At 70.5% G+C, this 21,127-nt stretch carries 17 protein-coding genes; 8 read left to right on the forward strand and 9 right to left on the reverse strand.

All coding sequences use genetic code 11. The features are described 5' to 3' along the window. The first annotated feature begins 608 nt into the window (after window positions 1-608). The 3 genes from ACFW48_RS21425 to ACFW48_RS21435 all read left to right on the forward strand — a co-directional run bounded on the left by ACFW48_RS21425 (window position 609) and on the right by ACFW48_RS21435 (window position 3,441). Window positions 609-1,241, forward strand: a complete 633-nt coding sequence (locus ACFW48_RS21425) for a DUF6230 family protein (protein WP_345629773.1) — start codon at window positions 609-611, stop codon at window positions 1,239-1,241. A 120-nt stretch (window positions 1,242-1,361) separates the two neighbouring features. Continuing rightward, window positions 1,362-2,000 carry a DUF6114 domain-containing protein gene (locus tag ACFW48_RS21430; RefSeq protein WP_386316813.1) on the forward strand — a complete coding sequence of 213 codons (639 nt, stop codon included), beginning with the start codon at window positions 1,362-1,364 and terminating at the stop codon, window positions 1,998-2,000. Beyond that, window positions 1,990-3,441, forward strand: a complete 1,452-nt coding sequence (locus ACFW48_RS21435) for a hypothetical protein (RefSeq protein ID WP_386316814.1) — start codon at window positions 1,990-1,992, stop codon at window positions 3,439-3,441. The genes ACFW48_RS21430 and ACFW48_RS21435 overlap by 11 nt, the downstream gene beginning before the upstream one ends. Window positions 3,442-3,556: 115 nt before the next feature. Here ACFW48_RS21435 and pyk read toward each other — a convergent pair whose 3' ends face one another. The 3 genes from pyk to pta form a co-directional block, all read right to left on the reverse strand. Continuing rightward, a complete protein-coding gene (gene pyk / locus ACFW48_RS21440) occupies window positions 3,557-4,987 on the reverse strand; it encodes a pyruvate kinase (protein WP_386316816.1) in 1,431 nt (476 codons plus the stop codon). A 108-nt stretch (window positions 4,988-5,095) separates the two neighbouring features. Then, window positions 5,096-6,307: an acetate kinase gene (locus tag ACFW48_RS21445; protein WP_386316817.1), complete on the reverse strand. Its 1,212-nt coding sequence runs from the start codon at window positions 6,305-6,307 to the stop codon at window positions 5,096-5,098. After that, on the reverse strand, window positions 6,304-8,397 hold the full coding sequence (gene pta, locus ACFW48_RS21450) for a phosphate acetyltransferase (RefSeq protein WP_386316818.1): 2,094 nt from the start codon (window positions 8,395-8,397) through the stop codon (window positions 6,304-6,306). Before pta ends, ACFW48_RS21445 begins: the two co-directional genes overlap by 4 nt. 210 nt (window positions 8,398-8,607) lie before the next feature. Here pta and ACFW48_RS21455 point away from each other — a divergent pair, with 210 nt between their 5' ends. After that, window positions 8,608-9,633: an ATP-dependent 6-phosphofructokinase gene (locus ACFW48_RS21455; protein ID WP_386316820.1), complete on the forward strand. Its 1,026-nt coding sequence runs from the start codon at window positions 8,608-8,610 to the stop codon at window positions 9,631-9,633. A 17-nt stretch (window positions 9,634-9,650) separates the two neighbouring features. On the opposite strand, the gene ACFW48_RS21460 is transcribed toward ACFW48_RS21455, so the two are convergent. The 6 genes from ACFW48_RS21460 to ACFW48_RS21485 form a co-directional block, all read right to left on the reverse strand. After that, window positions 9,651-10,364: a helix-turn-helix domain-containing protein gene (locus ACFW48_RS21460; RefSeq protein ID WP_386316821.1), complete on the reverse strand. Its 714-nt coding sequence runs from the start codon at window positions 10,362-10,364 to the stop codon at window positions 9,651-9,653. Between the two features lie 132 nt (window positions 10,365-10,496). Further along, window positions 10,497-11,354, reverse strand: a complete 858-nt coding sequence (locus tag ACFW48_RS21465) for a carbohydrate ABC transporter permease (RefSeq protein WP_386316822.1) — start codon at window positions 11,352-11,354, stop codon at window positions 10,497-10,499. Window position 11,355: 1 nt separating this feature from the next. Then, window positions 11,356-12,342: a carbohydrate ABC transporter permease gene (locus ACFW48_RS21470; protein ID WP_386316823.1), complete on the reverse strand. Its 987-nt coding sequence runs from the start codon at window positions 12,340-12,342 to the stop codon at window positions 11,356-11,358. Continuing rightward, on the reverse strand, window positions 12,339-13,709 hold the full coding sequence (locus ACFW48_RS21475; protein ID WP_386316825.1) for an extracellular solute-binding protein: 1,371 nt from the start codon (window positions 13,707-13,709) through the stop codon (window positions 12,339-12,341). The genes ACFW48_RS21470 and ACFW48_RS21475 overlap by 4 nt, the downstream gene beginning before the upstream one ends. Before the next feature lie 106 nt (window positions 13,710-13,815). Then, a complete protein-coding gene (locus ACFW48_RS21480) occupies window positions 13,816-14,517 on the reverse strand; it encodes a response regulator (RefSeq protein ID WP_386316827.1) in 702 nt (233 codons plus the stop codon). Next, complete coding sequence (locus ACFW48_RS21485) at window positions 14,514-16,232, reverse strand: ATP-binding protein (protein WP_386316828.1); 1,719 nt, start codon at window positions 16,230-16,232, stop codon at window positions 14,514-14,516. Before ACFW48_RS21485 ends, ACFW48_RS21480 begins: the two co-directional genes overlap by 4 nt. 154 nt (window positions 16,233-16,386) lie before the next feature. On the opposite strand from ACFW48_RS21485, the gene ACFW48_RS21490 reads away from it, so the two are divergent. The 4 genes from ACFW48_RS21490 (at window position 16,387) to ACFW48_RS21505 (ending at window position 21,035) form a co-directional block, all read left to right on the forward strand. Next, window positions 16,387-17,781 carry a cation:dicarboxylate symporter family transporter gene (locus ACFW48_RS21490; RefSeq protein WP_386316830.1) on the forward strand — a complete coding sequence of 465 codons (1,395 nt, stop codon included), beginning with the start codon at window positions 16,387-16,389 and terminating at the stop codon, window positions 17,779-17,781. A gap of 145 nt (window positions 17,782-17,926) precedes the next feature. Next, on the forward strand, window positions 17,927-18,325 hold the full coding sequence (locus ACFW48_RS21495; protein ID WP_386316832.1) for a MerR family transcriptional regulator: 399 nt from the start codon (window positions 17,927-17,929) through the stop codon (window positions 18,323-18,325). Window positions 18,326-18,336: 11 nt separating this feature from the next. Then, the gene (locus ACFW48_RS21500) at window positions 18,337-18,651 is read left to right on the forward strand and encodes a thioredoxin family protein (RefSeq protein WP_386316859.1); all 315 of its coding nucleotides are present in this window, start codon (window positions 18,337-18,339) and stop codon (window positions 18,649-18,651) included. 119 nt (window positions 18,652-18,770) lie between these two features. After that, the gene (locus ACFW48_RS21505; RefSeq protein WP_386316861.1) at window positions 18,771-21,035 is read left to right on the forward strand and encodes a HelD family protein; all 2,265 of its coding nucleotides are present in this window, start codon (window positions 18,771-18,773) and stop codon (window positions 21,033-21,035) included. Window positions 21,036-21,127: the final 92 nt, after the last annotated feature.

The raw sequence follows: 21,127 nt of genomic DNA on the forward strand, positions 1-21,127 counted from the left end.
CCGGGTGGTGCCCGAGTGAAAGAGCTGTCGACGGGACGCCAGTGCGGCCGCGCTTTGCCAAATCTTGGCAATCGCGGCCGCTGTTACTGCCAGTAAGTCAGTGGCGCCGATCTGTCGGATTCTGTCCATCGATCAATTGTTTTGTTCCGCCCCCATGGCGCACCCAGCGTCGCCGTGCGGGGCCGGTGTGTCGTCCCGCGGTTATCCGGCCGTTACTAGTGAGTAACGAACCCCCTTGTGTCGACGGCGAGAATGCACCACGATCGGCGACGCTCGGTCCATTCCCGTACCCCGAAAGCCAGTCGGGTCACGGGGGTTCCTGGGTCCCCACCGAGCAGAGCCGGCGGCAGTGGAGCCGGCTCTTGGACAGGGGGGTCTTCGTCCACCCGGCGAAGCCTGTCCAGCAGGGTTGTGCGTGATGCGTGTCAGGCGCGACCAGTGGTTGTCGCTCGGGGGTGATCGCCGGTGATTCGGGCGCGTTGTACGTGCCGCCGAGTGCGGGCGCTCTCCTTCCCGAGGACGTAGCACTTCTCCCATCCCTGCCAGACCGCGCCGCCGAACCGGCGGCCGGCCGAGGCCAGGAGATGTACGTCCGAGAAGGAGGAAATATGGAGTCCCAGGTGCGTGGCGGGACCAGATGGAAGCGGTTCGCTGTGGTGATGGTGCCCAGCGTGGCCGCCACGGCTGCGATAGGCGTCGCGCTCGCGCAGGGCGCTCTCGCCGCGTCGTTCAGCGTTTCCGGCCAGTCGTTCAAGGTGACGGCGGACCGGCTCGACGGCACGGGCTTCTCCCAGTACGGGGCGATCGACTCGGGTTACACGCTGAAGGGCGAGAAGACGGCTCACCCCGTCGCGGTCTCGGCGTTCAAGTCCGCGTCGATCAAGAACATGTGCCAGTCCGTGGTCACCCCGGACATCCCGTTGATCGGCTCCGTCAGCCTCATGCTGAAGGCCGGCGGCGGAGACACCGCGGTCGAGGCCGAGAACCTGTACATCGATGTCGAGAACCTCGAGGCCGATGCAACGTTCCGTGGTATCGACATCGGTGTCGCCGCCAAGGACGCCAACAAGGGTCCCGGCATCAAGAAGGGCGACACTGCGAACCCCAACGGATTCGCTCAGCAGGCCGATTCGGCAACGCTGAAGAACGTGAAGCAGACGGCGTGGGCGACCACCGCCGGAACCTTCAAGCTCAGCGGACTGAAGATGTCGCTGTCCAAGGGTGTCAAGGAGTGCTACTAAGCACCCCTTGACGGGCGGGGGAGCCATGGCGCCCCCGCCCGTCCACTCTCCCTCCGGCCGTGCCGTCGCGCGCGGCCCGCATCTCCACCACAGCAAAGCCGTACCAGGGAGCTGTTTTCCATGAGCGCCGAGACTCCTGCCGCAGCCGGCCAGTTCACCCGCCGGAGGTTGCAGTTCCGTGCCTGGCGAGGCGGGCGGCCGTTCTGGGCCGGCCTGTTCATCGCGCTCGGCGGACTCCCCATCGCCTACTTCCCGTACGCGAACCTCCAGATCGGTCACCTGACCCTCGCGATGGCCACCACCGCGGGCTCCGGGTCACTGATCATCGGTGTGCTGCTGGTCGTCCTGGGCGTCAGCCTGTGGTTCCAGAAGCACGTCCGTGTCTTCGCGGGTGTGGCGGCGATCCTGCTGGCGCTGGTCTCCATCCCCGTGTCCAACCTCGGCGGCTTCCTCATCGGCTTCCTGCTCGCGCTGGTCGGCGGAGCGATGGCCGTGTCGTGGGTGCCGGGCGAACCGCCGCAGAACGAGCCGCCGGTGGAGGGCAAGGGCGCGGGTGACGCGCCCGAGGGCGTGGTCCCCGGCACCGGGCTCCCCGGCATCCCAGCCCCCGGCAGCACGGCGTCCGACGCCGCGGTGCCGAGGCCGCGCGAGGGGATGGAGGGCGGGGGGCCCACCCAGACCTTCGAGGCACTGGGGGCGAACGATCTGTCAGGAACGAGCCCGGCCAACGGGGCGAACGGGAGGCACAGTGCCGGCTGACGAGGTGACCCGCGGGACTGACGTGGAGTCGTCCCGTGTGAGAACCGGGCCGCGCCACGCGGCACCCAAGAAGCCGTTGTTCACCAGGTTCCACATGCCGGCCGGGAAGGCGATAGCCCTGGCGGCGATGCCCACGGCCGTCCTCATGGGAATGGGGTTCACGCCGACGCTGGCCCTCGCCGACGGCAACGACTCCGCGAAGCCGACCTCGAACAGCCTGACGGCCGACGAGTACAAGGACTGCGTGGCGGCCCTGGAGGACGCCGAGAAGGGCACGTCCGAGTCGCCCACACCGTCGCCCTCGGCGACCGACGGGGCCGACGACGACAAGGGCGACGAGACGGAGCCCGGCCCCTCGGAATCCGGCAAGGGCGCGGGCACCGGTGAGTCCTCTTCGTCGGATTCAGGTTCCGACGACAAGGACGCCACGGGCGCCACGGGCGACACGGGCGACACGGGTGACCAGGGTGATACGGGCGACGAGACTGACCCCGCCCCGAGCCCTTCCGCGTCCCAGGAGTCGCAGAACAAGGAGTCGCAGAGCGAGGAGTCGGCCGGCGCGGGCGCCGCGGAGCCGTCCCCGTCCGAGTCCGGCGGCGGTCTGCTGGAGGGCGTCGGCGACGCCATCGAGGGCATCTTCACCGGCGGCGAGAAGGCCGAGGAGAGCCCGAGCCCCACGCCGACCCCCTCGGCCTCGGCGTCGGACGGCGCCGGCGACGACGCGTCCGACCCCGCGAAGGACACCACGGGCAAGGACGCGGGCGAGGACACCGACAAGGCCGCCGACAAGGTCACCGACACGGCGAGGGATGCCGTCGAGGACACGACCGACGCGGCGTCCGGGACTGCCGAGGACACCGAGGAGTCGGTGGACGAGGCGGCCGAGGAGGCGAAGGAAGCGGCAGGTGAGGCCACCGCCTCGCCCAGCCCCACCCCCAGCGCCTCCGAGAGCGCCGGCACGGACGTGGACGACTGCCCGGTCGCCACGGACGAGGAGGGCGGCGTCGACAACGCGGTGCCGCTGCCCGACGACCCCTGGCAGCTCAACGCCAGCTCGCTGCTGCTGAAGGGCGCCTCCTACAAGGGCGTCGTCGAGGTGAAGACGGCCAACGGCACCACCAAGAAGGTGCTGAAGTACGTCATATCCAACGGCACCGACATCGGCGACCTGCACCAGACGGTGAAGGACGAGCAGGCCGGCAAGACGTACCACGTGCAGGCGGCCAAGGGCTCCACGTCCACGATCCGCGACGGCGACACGGTGATGTACACCGAGAGCATCTCGGGCAACCTGCTCGGGCTGATCCCGATCACCTTCGACCCGGAGCACCCGCCGCCGCTGGACATCCCGCTCATCTACTTCACGAAGGTGACGGTCGTCCAGGCCGGCCAGTTCGGCGGCACGCTCCACATCCCGGGGCTGCACCAGTACACGACCTGACCGACCGCGTCCGCGAGCCCGTCCGGGAGCCGCGACAAGTCCGAGGGCGCCCCCTGTGCGCAGGGGGCGCCCTCAGCGCCGTACAGAAGCCGGCGGAAGCCGGGTGCGGGGACCGTCAGGCGCGGCGGGTCTCGCCCAGGTGGTGCACGCGGACCATGTTGGTGGTGCCGGGCACGCCGGGGGGCGAACCGGCGGTGATCACGACGATGTCGCCGTCGTTGAAGCGGCCGAGGCGCATCGTCTCCTGGTCCACCAGGTCGACCATCTCGTCGGTGCTGTTCACGAACGGCACCACGTGCGGCTCCACGCCCCAGCTGAGCGCCAGCTGGTTGCGGGTCGACTCGTCGGTGGTGAAGGCGAGGATCGGCTGGGTCGCGCGGTAGCGGGACAGCCGGCGGGCGGTGTCACCGGACTGGGTGAAGGCCACCAGGCCCTTGCCGCCCAGGAAGTCGGCGATCTCGGCGGCGGCGCGGGCCACCGAACCGCCCTGCGTGCGCGGCTTCTTGCCCGGCACCAGCGGCTGCAGGCCCTTGGAGAGCAGCTCCTGCTCGGCGGCGGTGACGATCTTCGACATCGTCTTGACCGTCTCGATCGGGTACGCGCCCACCGACGACTCCGCCGACAGCATGACCGCGTCCGCGCCGTCCAGGATCGCGTTGGCGACGTCGGAGGCCTCGGCGCGGGTCGGACGGGAGTTGGTGATCATCGACTCCATCATCTGGGTCGCCACGATCACCGGCTTGGCGTTGCGCCGGCACAGCTCGATCAGGCGCTTCTGCACCATGGGGACCTTCTCGAGCGGGTACTCGACGGCCAGGTCGCCACGGGCGACCATGACGGCGTCGAAGGCCGCGACGACGCCCTCCATGTTCTCCACCGCCTGCGGCTTCTCCACCTTGGCGATGACGGGGACCCGGCGGCCCTCCTCGTCCATCACGCGGTGCACGTCGGCGACGTCCTTGGCGTCCCGGACGAAGGAGAGGGCGACCAGGTCGCAGCCCATCCGCAGCGCGAACCGGAGGTCCTCGATGTCCTTCTCGCTCAGCGCGGGCACGTTCACGGCCGCGCCGGGCAGGTTGATGCCCTTGTGGTCGGAGATGACGCCGCCCTCGATGACGATCGTCTTCACCCGGGGGCCCTCGACCTCGGTGACCTTCAGCTCGACGTTGCCGTCGTTGATGAGCACCTGGTCGCCCTTGGTGACGTCACCGGGCAGGCCCTTGTACGTCGTGCCGCAGATCGTCCGGTCGCCCGGCACGTCCTCGGTGGTGATGGTGAACTCGTCACCGCGCACCAGCTCGACGGGACCCTCCGCGAAGGTCTCCAGGCGGATCTTCGGACCCTGGAGGTCGGCGAGGACACCGATGGCCCTGCCGGTCTCCTTGGCGGCGGCCCGGACACGGTCGTAACGCCCCTGGTGCTCCGCATGGGTGCCGTGGCTGAAGTTGAAGCGGGCCACGTTCATGCCGGCCTCGATCAGCGCAACGAGCTGCTCGTGGGAGTCGACCGCGGGGCCGAGAGTACAGACGATTTTCGAACGGCGCATGGGGCGATCCTATCGGTTTGTTTCGCTGCGGAATATTCCGTCTGGCGGAAGATACAAATGGGCGCCTCGGTGCTCACAAGAGAATTATTCAGCTGTCCTCGGGTGCCCTCACCTTTCCTTTTCGACCAGAGCGTAGGCCTGTGTCGCGATCTCCATTTCCTCGTCGGTCGGCACCACGGCCACCGCCACCCGCGCGTCCGCGGGCGAGATCAGCCGCGCCCCGTCCCCGCGTACGGCGTTCAGCTCGCCGTCGACCGCCAGGCCGAGCCCCTCCAGGCCCGCCACCGCCGCCTCCCGCACCGGCGCCGCGTTCTCCCCGACCCCGGCCGTGAAGGCCACGGCGTCCACCCGTCCGAGAACGGCGTAATAGGCGCCGATGTACTTCTTCAGCCGGTGAATGTAGATGTCGAAGGCCAGCCGCGCCCGCTCGTCGCCGGCGTCCACACGGCGGCGGATCTCCCGCATGTCGTTGTCGCCGCAGAGACCGATCAGACCGCTCCTCTTGTTGAGAAGAGTGTCGATCTCGTCGGCGGACATTCCACCAACACGCATCAAATGGAAGATGACGGCCGGATCCATGTCACCCGAGCGCGTACCCATCACGAGTCCCTCCAAAGGCGTCAGCCCCATGGAGGTGTCCACGCAGCGACCGCCCCGCACCGCCGAGGCGGACGCCCCGTTGCCCAGGTGCAGCACGATGACGTTCACCTCTTCGGGGGCCCGGCCCAGCAGCCTCGCGGTCTCCCGCGAGACGTACGCGTGCGAGGTGCCGTGGAAGCCGTAGCGCCTCACGCGGTGCGCGTCGGCGGTCTCGACGTCGATCGCGTAGCGGGCCGCGGACTCCGGCATGGTGGTGTGGAAGGCGGTGTCGAAGACGGCGACCTGCGGCAGGTCCGGGCGCAGCGCCTGCGCGGTGCGGATGCCGGCGAGGCCCGCCGGGTTGTGCAGCGGGGCGACCGGGATCAGCCGCTCGATCTCGGCGAGCACCGCGTCGTCCACGACGGTCGGCTCGGTGAAGTGCTTCCCGCCGTGCACCACCCGGTGCCCTATCGCGGCCAGCTCGGGCGAGTCCAGGCCGAGGCCGTCCTTGGCCAGCTCCGCCGCCACGGCCTTCAGCGCCGCGTCGTGGTCGGGAACGGACCCGCTCCACTCCCGGCTCTCGCCGCCCGCCGGGGTGTGCTTGAGCCGTGAGCTCTCCTCGCCGATCCGCTCGACGAGGCCCACCGCCAGCCGGTCGCTGCCGCGCATGTCGAGCAGCTGGTACTTCACCGACGACGAGCCGGAGTTGAGGACGAGGACGCGGGACGGGGTCGGGCTCACAGGTCGGACGCCTTCTCACTGGGGGACTGCTGGGCCTGGATCGCCGTGATGGCGACGGTGTTGACGATGTCCTGGACGAGCGCGCCCCGGGACAGGTCGTTGACCGGCTTGCGCAGACCCTGGAGCACCGGGCCCACCGCGATGGCGCCGGCCGAGCGCTGCACGGCCTTGTACGTGTTGTTGCCGGTGTTCAGGTCCGGGAAGATCAGCACGCTGGCCTGCCCGGCGACCTCCGAGCCGGGCAGCTTCGTCGCGGCCACCGACGGCTCGACGGCGGCGTCGTACTGGATCGGCCCCTCGATCCTGAGATCCGGGCGGCGCGAGCGGACCAGCTCCGTCGCCTCGCGCACCTTGTCGACGTCCGCGCCCGAACCGGACGTGCCCGTCGAGTACGACAGCATCGCGATCCGCGGATCCACCCCGAACCGCGCCGCCGTGGACGCCGACTGGGTCGCGATGTCGGCGAGCTGCTCGGCGTTCGGGTCGGGGTTGACCGCGCAGTCGCCGTAGACCAGGACCTTGTCGGCCAGGCACATGAAGAAGACCGACGAGACGATCGACGCCTCCGGCTTCGTCTTGATGATCTCGAACGCCGGACGGATCGTCGCCGCCGTCGAGTGCACCGACCCCGACACCATGCCGTCGGCGAGGCCCTCCTGCACCATCAGCGTGCCGAAGTAGTTCACGTCGGAGACCACGTCGTACGCCAGCTCCACGGTGACGCCCTTGTGGGCGCGCAGGGCGGCGTACTTCTCGGCGAAGGAGTCGCGCAGCTCGGACACCGCGGGGTCGATCAGCTGCGCGCTCTCCAGGTCGATGCCGAGGTCGGCGGCCTTCTTGCGGATCTGCTCGACGGGGCCGAGCAGCGTCAGCTCGCACACGCCCCGGCGCAGCAGCACCTCGGCCGCGTGCAGCACCCGTTCCTCGGTGCCCTCCGGCAGGACGACCCGGCGCAGGTCGGAACGGGCCTGCTCCAGCAGCTTGTGCTCGAACATCATCGGCGTGACGCGGTCGCTGCTCGGGGCGGAGACCCGCTTGTTGAGGTCGGCGGTGTCGACGTACCGCTCGAAGAGGCCGAGGGCGGTCTCCGCCTTGCGCGGGGTGGCCGCGTTGAGCTTGCCCTCCAGGGAGAACAGCTGCTCGGCGGTGGGGAAGCTGTTGCCGGTCACCGAGAGCACCGGCGTACCGGGGGCCAGGCGGGCGGCGAGGGTGAGGATGCCGTCGCCGGGCACCTCGTTCAGGGTCAGCAGGACGCCGGCTATCGGTGGGGTGCCGGCGCTGTGCGCGGCGAGCGTGCCGATCACCAGGTCGGCGCGGTCGCCGGGGGTGATGACCAGGCAGCCGGGGGTCAGGGCGCTCAGCAGGTTGGGCAGCATGGCCCCGCCGAAGACGAAGTCCAGCGCGTCGCGGGCGAGCCCGGAGTCGTCGCCGAGGACCACCTCGGCACCGAGGGCGTGCGCGATCTGCGAGACGGTCGGCGCCGACAGGGCGGGCTCGTCGGGCACGACCCAGCACGGCACCGGCAGCCGGTTCGCGAGCCGCTCGGCGATGTGGTCCCGGTCCTCGCGGGCGACCCGGTTGGTCACCATGGCCAGGACGTCGCAGCCCAGCCCGTCGTAGGCGCGGAAGGCGTTGACGGTCTCGGCGAGCACGGCCTCCGCGGTCTGCTTGCGGCCGCCCACGACCGGCAGCACCGAGGCGCCGAACTCGTTGGCGAGCCGCGCGTTCAGCGACAGCTCGTCCGGGAACTGGGTGTCGGCGAAGTCGGTGCCGAGGACGAGGACCACGTCGTAGTCCCGGGCCACCAGGTGGAACCGGTCGACCAGCGCGGACACCAGTTCGTCCGTGCCCTGCTCGGCCTGGAGCGCGGACGCCTCCTGGTAGTCCATGCCGTACACGGTCGCGGGGTCCTGGGCGAGCCGGTAGCGGGCGCGCAGCAGCTCGAAGAGCCGGTCGGGCCCGTCGTGGACCAGGGGACGGAAGACGCCGACCCGGTCGACCTGCCGGGTCAGGAGCTCCATGACCCCCAGTTCGACGACCTGGCGGCCGTCGCCGCGGTCGATACCGGTCACGTACACGCTGCGCGTCACGCGTGCTCTCCGTTTCGTCTGATGGTTTCGTCCGGCGGCGGCTGTCCCGCGCACACAAAATCGCCCACCGGGGTGAGCGGAACCCTCTTGACAATACCTCCGGTGATGGATAAGGCGCCCGTCAGTGTCCGCCGGTGCCCGCCGGTGCCCGGGCCGTGAAACAATTGGATCGGCTCCCCGGTATCAACAGTGAGCAGGAGACACAGCACGATGCGTATCGGAGTTCTCACCGCAGGCGGCGACTGCCCCGGCCTGAACGCAGTGATCCGGTCGGTCGTGCACCGAGCGGTCGACAACTACGGCGACGAGGTCATCGGCTTCGAGGACGGCTACGCGGGCCTGCTGGACGGCCGTTACCGCAGCCTCGACCTGAACGCGGTCAGCGGCATCCTCGCTCGCGGCGGCACGATCCTCGGCTCCTCCAGGCTGGAACGCGACCGGCTCCGCGAGGCCTGCGAGAACGCCGGCGACATGATCCAGAGCTTCGGCATCGACGCGCTCATCCCGATCGGCGGCGAGGGCACGCTGACGGCCGCCCGGATGCTGTCGGACGCCGGCCTCCCGGTGGTCGGCGTGCCGAAGACCATCGACAACGACATCTCCTCCACCGACCGCACCTTCGGCTTCGACACCGCGGTCGGTGTCGCGACCGAGGCGATGGACCGCCTCAAGACCACCGCCGAGTCCCACCAGCGCGTGATGGTCGTCGAGGTCATGGGCCGGCACGCCGGCTGGATCGCCCTGGAGTCCGGCATGGCGGCCGGCGCCCACGGCATCTGCCTGCCCGAGCGCCCCTTCGACCCCGCCGACCTGGTCAAGATGGTCGAGGAGCGCTTCTCCCGCGGCAAGAAGTTCGCCGTCGTCTGCGTCGCCGAGGGCGCCCACCCCGCCGAGGGCTCCATGGACTACGGCAAGGGCGCGATCGACAAGTTCGGCCACGAGCGCTTCCAGGGCATCGGCACGGCACTCGCCTACGAGCTGGAGCGCAGGCTCGGCAAGGAGGCCAAGCCGGTCATCCTCGGCCACGTCCAGCGCGGCGGCGTGCCCACCGCGTACGACAGGGTGCTCGCCACCCGCTTCGGCTGGCACGCGGTGGAGGCGGCGCACCGGGGCGACTTCGGCCGGATGACCGCGCTGCGCGGCACGGACGTCGTCATGGTGCCGCTGGCGGAGGCCGTGACCGAGCTGAAGACGGTGCCCAAGGACCGGATGGACGAGGCGGAGTCGGTCTTCTAGCCACCGGGCGCCACCGTTCACGGGTGCTTCTCGACCGCCGCCCAGAAGTGCTCCACGATCCGGTCGAGGAAGTCGCGGCCCGCCTCGTGGGAGTCACCTCTGCCGCCGCCCCAGCTGAGGGTGGCGGTCATGTGCCCCTGGTAGTCCTGGTGCAGTACCTGGAGGACGTTCTCCAGGACCCGCCGGTCCAGCGGCGCCACCTTGGCGACCGGGCGCACATAGCCCTGCCAGCGCGTCGTCACGGCACTCGTCAGCAGGTCGGCGAGCTTCTCCTCGCGTCCCGTGACGGTCACGAAGTCGGGCAGCGCGAGGCCGAGCACGTCGGCGAGGGCGGCCGACTGGCGGTCGGTGCCGCGCCAGCCGTCCGTCTCCTCCATCCGCAGGTACGCCGGCAGCGCGATCCCGACGGCACGGGCCACGTCCTCCGGCGCCAGGGAACGGGCGATGCGGTGCTCGCGCAGGGTCTGCGGCCGGCCGATCAGATCACCGGGCGAACACCACAGCACTCCCGCGAGCGCGGTCAGCTCGGGGTTCTGGGGGGAGGCGACGCCCCGCTCCCAGGCGATGACGAGATCCGGGGTGACGTACGGCAGGCCGTACGAGACCCGCATGCCGTGGGCGACGTGCTCGGGCCCCATGTTGAGGGCGGCGCGGAGCCGGCGGGCGGCGAGGGCGTTGAACGGGGGACCCGACTGGTTCGGGTGAGGTGAGGGTCGGCGCACGGGCCACACCGTAGGGGGCCGGTGCGGCGCTGACTACGGTCTGTTCAGCCAGCGATACGGATTGTATGAACCTACGGGCGTATGACGGGCGTATTGCGGGCGCAAGCGGACCCGCCCCGCTCACCCCTTTCACCGCCCCGCTCACCCCTTCACCGCCCCGCCCAGCGCGAACCCCCCGCCCAGCCGCCGGGAGATCAGCACGTACAGCAGGATGACCGGCGTCGAGTAGACGATCGAGAACGCCGCCAGCTGCCCGTACGCCACCATGCCCCGGTTGCCGAAGAAGTCGTTGATGCTCACCGAGGCGGGCATCTGGTCCGGGGAGAGCAGCAGCATGAAGGGGACGAAGAAGTTCCCCCACATCATCACGAACGAGAACACCGTCACCACCGCCACTCCCGGCCCCATCAGCGGCAGCACGATCCGCAGCAGTGACTGGAACGACGACGCCCCGTCCGTCCAGGCCGCCTCCTCCAGCTCCTTGGGCACGCCGTCCATGAAGTTCTTCATCAGCCAGATGGCGAAGGGCAGCTGGGAGGCGGCGAAGAAGAAGATCGTCCCGTGCATGGTGTCGATCATGTTCACCCGCACGAAGAGGGCGTAGACCGGCACCATGATCGCGGTGATCGGCAGGCTGGTCGCGAACAGGATGGTCAGCAGGAACGGCCGGTTCAGCCGCGACCGGAAACGGGAGAGCGGATACGCCGCGAGCGCCGCGCACACCACCGTCAGCAGGGTCGCGCCGCCGCACAGGACGAGGCTGTTGAGCAGCGGGGTGAAGGTGATCTCCGGGGTGAGGATCGCGTCGAAGTTCTCCAGCGTCAGCCCGTCGGGGACCTTCACCCGCAGGCTCGCGCGCGGGTCCAGGGCGGACAGCACCACCCAGGCCAGCGGCAGCACGAACGCGGCGGCGGCCACCAGCAGCCCGGCGTCGGCGGCCAGCCGGCGCCGGTTGCGCCGGGAGGCGGGGGCGCGGCGGGACGCGAAGGCGGATGCCATGTCAGACCTCCGTCCGCAGCAGGCGCAGGTACACGACCGAGAACAGCGAACCGATCAGCAACAGCAGCAGTGCCACCGCCGTGCCGTAGCCGATCAGGCTGTTCTGGAAGGCCTGCTCGTACATGAACAGCGGCAGCGTCTGGCTCTTGCCGCTCGGGCCGCCCCGCGTCATCACCCAGATCAGGCCGAAGACCGACAGGGTCTGCAGGGTGTTCAGCATGAGGTTGGTGCCGATGGAGCGCCGGATCATCGGCAGCGTGATGTGCCACATCCGGCGCCAGCCGCTCGCCCCGTCCACCTCGGCGGCCTCGGTGACCTCTTTCGGGATCTCGTTCAGGGCGGCCGAGTACACCAGCATCGAGAACGCCGTCCCCCGCCACACGTTGGCGAAGGACACCGCCAGGATCGGCAGCGTGAACAGCCAGTTCTGGGACGGCAGATGGAGCCAGTCCAGGATGGCGTTGAGGGTGCCCTCGCGGCGGAAGAAGGCGTAGAGCAGGAAGCCCGCCACCACCTCCGGCAGCACCCACGCCGTGACGACGATGCCGCCGGTGAGCGTACGGACCGGCTTCGAGGCCCGCTGCATCAGCGAGGCCAGCGCGAGCCCCAGGGTGTTCTGCCCGATCAGCGACGACAGCACCGTGAACACCAGGGTCAGCCACACGGCGTTGAGGAACGCCTCGTCCTGGAACGCCCGCCGGAAGTTCTCGAAGCCGACGAAGGACTCCTCGGCCTGCCCGGTGAGCTGGAGGTCGGTGAAGGCGATGACGACGCAGTACGCGATCGGGCTGGCGAGGAAGAGCAGCAGCAGGACGACGGCGGGGGAGACGGGCAGGGCGCGGAAGAGGGCGCGGCGAGTGGTGGCGGGCCTCGCGCGACGGGCCGGGTCCGGGACGGGCGGGCCCGGCGGCGTCTTACGGACTTCCGGACCTGGACCCGGACCCGGCCCCGGACCCGGCCCCGTGTGCTGCGGCGTGGCCGCGGTCACTTGCGGACCACCTTGTTGTCGGTGGCCTCCTTGAGCGCCTCGTCGTAGCCGCGGGCCGCCTCCTCGACCGACTTGTCGCCGGTCGTCACGCCCTCCATCGCCTCCTGGATGGCGACGGAGACCTTCGGGTACGCCGGGTAGGCGGGCCGGTAGTGCGTGCTCTCGACGAGGTCGGTGAAGAACTTGATGCCGGGCTGGGCGTCGACGTACGCGGGGTCGTTCGCGACGTCCTCGCGGACCGCGATGCCCGAGTTGGCGATGTACCACTTCTGGGCGTTGGCCTTGGTCTGCATCGTCTTGATGAACTCGAAGGCCAGGTCCGGGTTGCCCGCCTTGGCCGGGATCGACCACGTCCAGCCGCCGGACATGCTCACCTTGCCCGGAGCCTGGCCGTTCTGCGTCGGCATGGCCGCGAGCCCCAGCTCCTTCGACCACTCGGGCCACTCGTGCCCGCTGCCCTCCAGCCAGTCCTGCGGCAGCCAGGAGCCGTCCAGGGCGATGCCGAGCTTGCCCTGCGGGAGGAGTTCGCCGCGGACCTTGGTGCCGAAGTTGGGGTCGAGCGCGTCGGAGACCTCCGGGCCGAGCTTCTCCTTGTACACGGTCTCGACGAACGCGAGCGAGTCCTCGAAGCCCTGCCCGGCCGCGATCCACTTCTTGCTGCCCTTGTCGTACAGCGGGTCGGTGGTGCCGTCGTTCGTGCCGTACAGCAGCATCTCGAAGCCCTGCATGGTGGCCGCCTCACCGGCCGGCTTGCCCGTGTACACGTTGAGGGGGACGACGCCCGGCACCTTCTCCTTGATGGCGCGGGCCGCGGACAGCACGTCGCCCCAGGTCTTCGGCTGCCAGTCGGCGGGCAGGCCGGCCTCGGCGAAGACGTCCTTGCTGAACCACAGGCCCCGGGTGTCCGTCCCGTCCGGGACGCCGTACGTCTTGCCGTCCTCGCCCTTGGCCGCCGCCTTCGCGGTGTCGATGAACTGGTCCCAGTCCTTCCACTTCGCCAGGTACTCGTCGAGGGGCTTCAAGTATCCGCTCGTGATGTCGGAGTTGATGAGGAACGTGTCCTCGTAGACCAGGTCCGGCGCGGTCTTGGGGGAGCGGAGCATCTGCTGGAGCTTGGTGTAGTACTCCGAGTCCGGGGCCTTGATGGGGACGAGTTCGACCTTCTTGCCCGGGTTGGCCTTCTCGAACTGCTTCTTGATGCCGGCGAGATAGGTGTCCATCACCTTGATGGAGTTGTCCGTCGACTGCTTGAAGGAGACCTTCACCGTGTCCGGGTCGCTGCCGGAGCCGCTTCCGCAGGCGGCGAGGGTGGTGGAGGCGAGCGCGGTGAGGGTGAACAGAGCGGTGAACCGGACGGTGGGACGCACGGGCACGACCTCCTACGGGCACGACGCTGTGGCCGGGACGGCTGCCCGGCGAACGTAAGAGGACTGGTCTAGTCAGGTCAATGCGTGTGCGGTGGACAACCTGTGTTCATCGGCCCCGCTCGGCCTCGCGCACCCACCGGTACACCAACTCCGGCCGCCCCACCTGCCCGTACAGCGGGCTCCGTCCCGCCCGCCCCGCGTCCACCAGATGCTCCAGGTAACGCCGGGCCGTGATCCGCGAGATGCCCACGGCCTCGGCCACCCCGGCCGCCGTGAGCCCTTCCTCGGTGCCGCGCAGCGCGCCCGTCACCCGCTCCAGCGTCGGCCCGCTCAGCCCCTTCGGCAGGGCGGCCGGGCCCGGAGCCCGCAGTGTGGCCAGCGCCCGGTCCACCTCGTCCTGGCCGCTCGCCTCCCCGGCGGTGCCCCGGAACTCCGCGTACCGCACCAGACGGTCCCGCAGGGTGGCGAAGGTGAACGGCTTCAGCACGTACTGCACGACGCCCAGCGACACCCCCTCCCGCACGACCGCCAGGTCCCGCGCCGACGTCACCGCTATCACATCGGTGTGATGCCCCGCCGCCCGCAGCGAACGGGCCAGCTGCAGCCCGTGCACGTCCGGCAGGTGCAGGTCGAGCAGGAGCAGATCCACCGGCGTACGGTCCAGCACGCGCCGGGCCTCCGCTCCCGTGTGCGCCTTACCGACGGCCGTGAACCCCGGCACCCGGCCGACGTACATCACGTGCGCGTCGGCGGCGACGGGGTCGTCCTCGACGACCAGGACCCGGATCGGCTGCGGGGTGGTGCTCATACGGCGCCCCCGGACCCATGTCTGCTCGCCAGGGCGTCCGGGGCCGGCACGTGGCCCCCGGGGTCGTCCAGCGGCAGCCGGGCCTCGAAACGGGCGCCGCCGCCCTCGGCCTCCGTCACGGTCAGGGTGCCGCCGTGCCGCTGCACTGCCTGACTGGCCAGCGCCAGCCCCAGGCCACGGCCGCCCTCACCGGCCGGCTTCGTCGAGAAACCCCGCTGGAAGACCAGGTCGGCATGGGCGGGATCGACCCCGGCACCCGTGTCCGACACCCTCAGCACCAGCTCGGAGCCACCTGCCGCCGAGTCCGCGCCGGAGACGTCCTCGCCCCCGGCCGTCCGCCGTCCGCCGGTTGCCTCGGTGTACGCCGCCACCGTCACCCGCGAGGGCACCTCGCCCTGGGCCGCGTCCACCGCGTTGTCGACCAGGTTCCCCAGGATCGTCACCAGGTCCCGGGCGGGCAGGGACGGCGGCAGCAGCCCGTCGTCCAGTCGGCTGTCCTGCGACACCACCAGCTCCACTCCCCGCTCGTTGGCCTGCGCCGTCTTGCCCAGCAGCAGCGCGGCCAGGACGGGCTCGCCGACCGCCGCCACCACCTGGTCGGTGAGCGCCTGCGCCAGCTCCAGTTCCGCCGTCGCGAAGTCCACGGCCTCCTCGGTGCGCCCCAGTTCGATCAGCGAGACGACCGTGTGCAGCCGGTTGGCCGCCTCGTGCGCCTGCGATCGCAACGCCTGGGTGAAGCCGCGCTCGGAGTCCAGCTCGCCCGTCAGCGACTGCAGTTCGGTCACGTCGCGCAGGGTCACCACCGTGCCCCGGCGCTCGCCGCCGGAGACCGGCGAGGTGTTCACCACCAGCACCCGCTCCGCCGTCGGATGCACCTCGTCCACCCGCGGTTCCGAGGCCAGCAGCGCCCCCGTCAGCTGCGCCGGCAGCCCCAGGTCGGCGACGGAGGTGCCCACCACGTCACCGGTCACACCGAGCAGCTCCCGTCCGCCGTCGTTGATCAGCGCGACACGGTACTGCCCGTCCAGCATCAGCAGACCCTCCCGTACCGCGTGCAGCGCCGCCTGATGGTAGTCGTGCATCCGGCTCAGCTCGTCCGCGTTCATACCGTGCGTGTGCCGGCGCAGCCGCGCGTTGATCACGTACGTGCCGACCGCACCGAGCAGCAGCGCCCCGGCCGCCACCCCGAGCAGGGCCGTCAGCTGCTCCTGCGCCCGCTTGCTGATCTCCTCGACCTTGATCCCGGCGCTGACCAGGCCGACCACCCGCCCGGCGTTCTCCACGGGCGTCACCGCCCGCACCGACGGCCCCAGCGTGCCCGTGTAGGTCTCGGTGAACGTCTCGCCCCGCTGCGCGCGCTCGATGTGCCCGCGGAAGAGATGGCCGATTTGCTTCGGGTCCGGGTGGGTCCAGCGGATGCCCTCCGGATTCATGATCGTCACGAAGTCCACGTCGGTGTCCCGCATGACCCGCACCGCGTACGGCTGGAGCCGCGCCGTCGGGTCGGGCGTGCGGATCGCCTCCAGCACGGACGGCGAGTCGGCGATCGCCAGCGACACCGACCTGGCCTGGCGCCCGGCCGCCTCCTCCGCCTGCTGCCGGTCGCTGACGTAGGTGAACAGCGCGTACCCGGCGACCACGACCGCTATCAGCACGGCCTGCATGGCGAAGAGCTGACCGGCCAGGCTACGGGGACGGGGGACGCGGAGGTGCATGCCGTCAGTCTCCCTCCTGGCTTGATTGTGAACTAAATGAACGCAAGGGTGACCGCGCTCACAACGCGGGAGATAGTCGCCGCATCCCCGAAACAAACCCCCGGACGTGAGCCGCACGCCGGTGATGCCGACGACGTCGTCAAGGAGGGCCGCCGTGACCAGCAAAGCCGCTACGGCACCTGCCGCACCCAAAGCCAAGCGGGATCGCACGCACTATCTCTACATCGCGGTGATCATCGCGGTCGCCCTCGGTATCACCGTCGGTCTCGCCGCCCCCGACTTCGCGACCGAGCTGAAGCCGCTGGGCACCGGCTTCGTGAACCTGATCAAGATGATGATCTCGCCGATCATCTTCTGCACGATCGTGCTGGGCATCGGCTCGGTGCGCAAGGCCGCCAAGGTCGGCGCGGTCGGCGGTATCGCCCTGGTCTACTTCCTGGTCATGTCGCTGGTGGCCCTCGCCATCGGCCTGATCGTCGGCAACATCCTGGACCCGGGCACGGGCCTCGCGGTCACCGACGCCGTCAAGGAGACCGGTCAGGCGCAGGTCGACGCGGAGGCCAAGGGCACCACCGAGTTCCTGATGGGCATCATCCCGACCACGATCGTCTCCGCGTTCACCTCGGGCGAGGTCCTGCAGACCCTGCTGATCGCCCTGCTCTGCGGCTTCGCCCTGCAGGCCATGGGCTCCGCCGGACAGCCCGTCCTGCGCGGCATCGAGCACATCCAGCGGCTGGTCTTCCGCGTCCTGGCCATGATCATGTGGGCCGCCCCGATCGGTGCCTTCGGCGCCATCGCCGCCGTCACCGGCTCGGCCGGCGTCGACGCGCTCAAGAGCCTGGCCGTACTGATGCTCGGCTTCTACGTCACCTGCTTCCTCTTCGTCTTCCTGGTGCTGGGCGCGCTGCTGCGCTTCGTCGCCGGCGTCAACGTCCTCTCGCTCTTCAAGTACCTGGGCCGCGAGTTCCTGCTGATCCTGTCCACCTCCTCGTCGGAGTCGGCGCTGCCGCGCCTCATCGCGAAGATGGAGCACCTGGGCGTCAGCAAGCCGGTGGTCGGCATCACCGTCCCGACCGGCTACTCGTTCAACCTCGACGGCACCATGATCTACATGACCATGGCCTCGCTGTTCATCGCCGACGCCATGGGTACGCCGATGTCGGTCGGTGAGCAGATCCCGCTGCTGCTCTTCCTGCTGGTGGCCTCGAAGGGCGCGGCCGGTGTCTCCGGTGCCGGTCTCGCCACGCTGGCCGGCGGTCTCTCCTCGCACAAGCCCGCCCTGGTGGACGGCATCGGCCTCATCGTCGGCATCGACCGCTTCATGAGCGAGGCCCGCGCCCTCACCAACTTCGCCGGCAACGCCATCGCCACGGTCCTGATCGGCACCTGGACCAAGGAGATCGACAAGGGCCGGGTGGACGAGGTGCTCGCCGGACACGCCCCGTTCGACGAGAAGACCCTCCTGGACGACCACCACGGCGCCGACGACGCGGACGGCACGCCGGAGGTGCCCGAGCAGGGCGGCGAGAAGGAGCTGGCCCGGGCCTGAGACAGGCCGGCGCGACGCCCGCACACGCCGGGCGGCTGAGGTGCTCCCCCCGTCGCTCAGCCGCCCGGTCCTCCCGAGAAGCCCCGCGCCGGAAGGCGCGGGGCTTCTTGCCTTGACGTCCGCGTCAAGGCTTACGTTCGTCCCCATGCGAATCGGCGAGCTGGCCGCACGGGCCGGGACCACGACGCGGACGCTGCGGTACTACGAGTCGCGGGGTCTGCTGCCCGCCCGGCGCACCGGCAACGGGTACCGGGCGTACGACGAGGAAGACCTGAAGCTGCTGCGGCAGATCAGGACGCTCCAGGACTTCGGGTTCGACCTGGAGGAGACCCGCCCGTTCGTGGAGTGTCTGCGCGCCGGGCACCCCGAGGGCGACTCGTGCCCGGCCTCCCTCGTGGTCTACCGGCGCAAGCTGGCGGAGCTGGACGAGCTGATCGAGCAGCTCACGTCGGTGCGGGCGCAGGTCGGTGCGCAGCTGGCGCGAGCCGAGGCGGCGGTTCCGGGGGGCCCGGAGCCCAAGTGCGAACTGGGAGGACACGCATGACGAACAACGGGGTGCCCGAGGTGACGGACGCCGGGTTCGCCGCGGAGGTGCTGGGCAGTGAGCTGCCGGTGCTGGTGGAGTTCACCGCGGACTGGTGCCCGCCGTGCCGGCAGATGGCTCCGGTGCTCGGCGCCCTGGCCGCGGAAGAGGGTGACCGGCTCCGGGTGGTGCAGCTGAACGTCGACCGGAATCCGGCGACCACGAACGCGTACAAGGTGCTGTCGATGCCGACGTTCATGGTGTTCCGCGACGGTGAGCCGGTGAGGTCGATGGTGGGCGCCCGGCCCAAGCGGCGGCTGCTGGAGGAGCTGTCCGACGTGCTGTAGGCGGCGGGCGGCAACAAGAAATCCCCCGAGCGATTGCGCTCGGGGGATTTCTTTGCGTATATTCGTTGATTCGCGACTTCACCACAATGGAGACACGAAGAAGTTCATGAGCACAGTATATCCGGGCGGGAGTGGAATTGTCAAACACCGAATTTCCGGACGATGAATTGCGGCACGAGCAGGAATTCATCGACGGACTGTACGCACGCGTGGACGCGCTGCGCGGCGACACCGAGGTCTCGGTGACCCAGGCGCTCGCGCAGGGCAACACCCCCCAGCAGGCCCGGCTGGAGCGGGACATCCTGGTCGCCGAGCGCTCCGGGCTGCTCGCCGCGCTCAACGCGGTGGACGGTTCCCTCTGCTTCGGCCGGATCGACCTCACCTCCGGTGCCGGGCACCACATCGGCCGCATCGGCCTGCGCGCCGACGACGCCGAGCGCACCCCGGTCCTGATCGACTGGCGGGCCGACGTCGCCCGCCCCTTCTACCTGGCCACCGGCCACACCCCGATGGGCCTGCGCCGCCGCCGGCACATCGCGAGCGAGGGCCGCACGGTCACCGCCCTGCACGACGAGATCCTCGACCTCGGCGACGAGACGCGCACCGGCCACGAGGACCCGTCCGGCGACGCCGTGCTGCTCGCCGCGCTGAACTCCGCGCGCACCGGCCGCATGGGCGACATCGTGCAGACCATCCAGGCCGACCAGGACCGCATCATCCGCGCCCCGCACCGCGGCGTCCTGGTCGTCGAGGGCGGGCCCGGCACCGGCAAGACCGCCGTCGCCCTGCACCGCGCCGCCTACCTCCTCTACGAGCACCGCGAGCTGCTCGCCAAGCGTGCCGTCCTGATCGTCGGCCCCAACCCGGCCTTCCTCGGCTACATCGGCGAGGTGCTGCCCTCCCTGGGCGAGACCGGCGTGCTCCTCGCCACGGTCGGCGAGTTGTTCCCCGGCGTGAAGGCCACGGCGACGGACACGCCGGAGGCGGCGGCGGTGAAGGGCCGTGCCGACATGGCCGACGTCCTCGCCGAGGTGGTCCGCGACCGCCAGGGGCTGCCCGACCCGGTGATCGCGATCGAGCACGACCGCGAGATCCTCATGCTCGACGACGACCTGGTCAACGTCGCCCGCGAGCGCACCCGCGCCGCCAAGCTGCCGCACAACGCGTCCCGCGAGCACTTCGAGGGCCACATCCTCAACACCCTCACCGACATGGTCGCCGAACGCATCGGCACCGACCCCTACGACGGCACCAACCTCCTCGACCCCAGCGACATCACCCAGATCCGCGACGAACTCGCCGAGAACCCCGAGGTCTGGTCGGCCATCGACCAGCTCTGGCCCCGGGTGACTCCCCAGCGCCTCGTCGCCGACTTCCTCGCCGCCCCCGAGGCCTTCCTCCCCGCCGAGGACGCCGCCGCCGTCCGCCGCCCGGTCACCCGGCGCTGGACCGTCGCCGACGTGCCCCTCCTCGACGAGGCGGCCGAGCTGCTCGGCGAGGACGACCGCATCGCCCGCTCCCGCGCCGAACGCGAACGGCAGCAGCAGATCTCCTACGCGCAGGGCGTGCTGGACGTGTCGTACGCGTCCCGGACCTACGAGTTCGAGGACAAGGACGAGGAGGACGCGGAGGTGCTGTCGGCGCACGACATCATCGACGCCGAGCGCTTCGCCGAACGCCAGGAGGAGGACGACCACCGCAGCGCCGCCGAACGGGCCGCGGCCGACCGCACCTGGGCGTTCGGGCACATCATCGTGGACGAGGCGCAGGAGCTGTCCCCGATGGCGTGGCGGCTGCTGATGCGCCGTTGCCCGACCCGTTCGATGACCCTGGTCGGCGATCCGGCGCAGACCGCGGAGGCGGCCGGTGTCGGCTCCTGGTCGAAGATCCTCGCGCCGTACGTCGAGGACCGCTGGGAGCACACCCGCCTGGGCGTCAACTACCGCACCCCGGCCGAGATCATGGACGTGGCGGCGGCCGTGGTCCGCGCCGACGACCCCGCCTTCGCCCCGCCGAGTTCGGTGCGCTCCACGGGCGTACGGCCCTGGATCCGCGCCACCGGCGACCTCCCGGCCGCCGTCGCCGAGGCCGCCCGGGAGCTGACCCCCGAGGAGGGCCGCCTCGCCGTCATCGCCCCGCGCGAGCTGCACCAGGCGCTCGCCGCCCGGCTGGACGGCGTGACGGCGGGCGCCGAGCCGGACCTCACCCGGAGCGTCGTCCTGCTCGACCCGCGCCAGTCCAAGGGCCTGGAGTTCGACTCCGTCCTGGTCGTCGAGCCCGGCCGCTACGGCACGAGCGACCTGTACGTGGCCCTCACCCGGGCCACCCAGCGGCTCGGCGTACTGCACACGGGGCCGCTGCCGAAGGGGCTGGTGGACGCGTAGCCCACTTGGGGCCTGTCGTTCGGATCATGCCGGCGTCGCGGGGCGCGAGGCGCAGTCTCTCTCAGCCGACCTGATCCGAACGACAGGCCCTG

Origin of the sequence: Streptomyces sp. NPDC058812 (assembly GCF_042744565.1) — a bacterium.
Lineage (GTDB): Bacteria > Actinomycetota > Actinomycetes > Streptomycetales > Streptomycetaceae > Streptomyces > Streptomyces thinghirensis.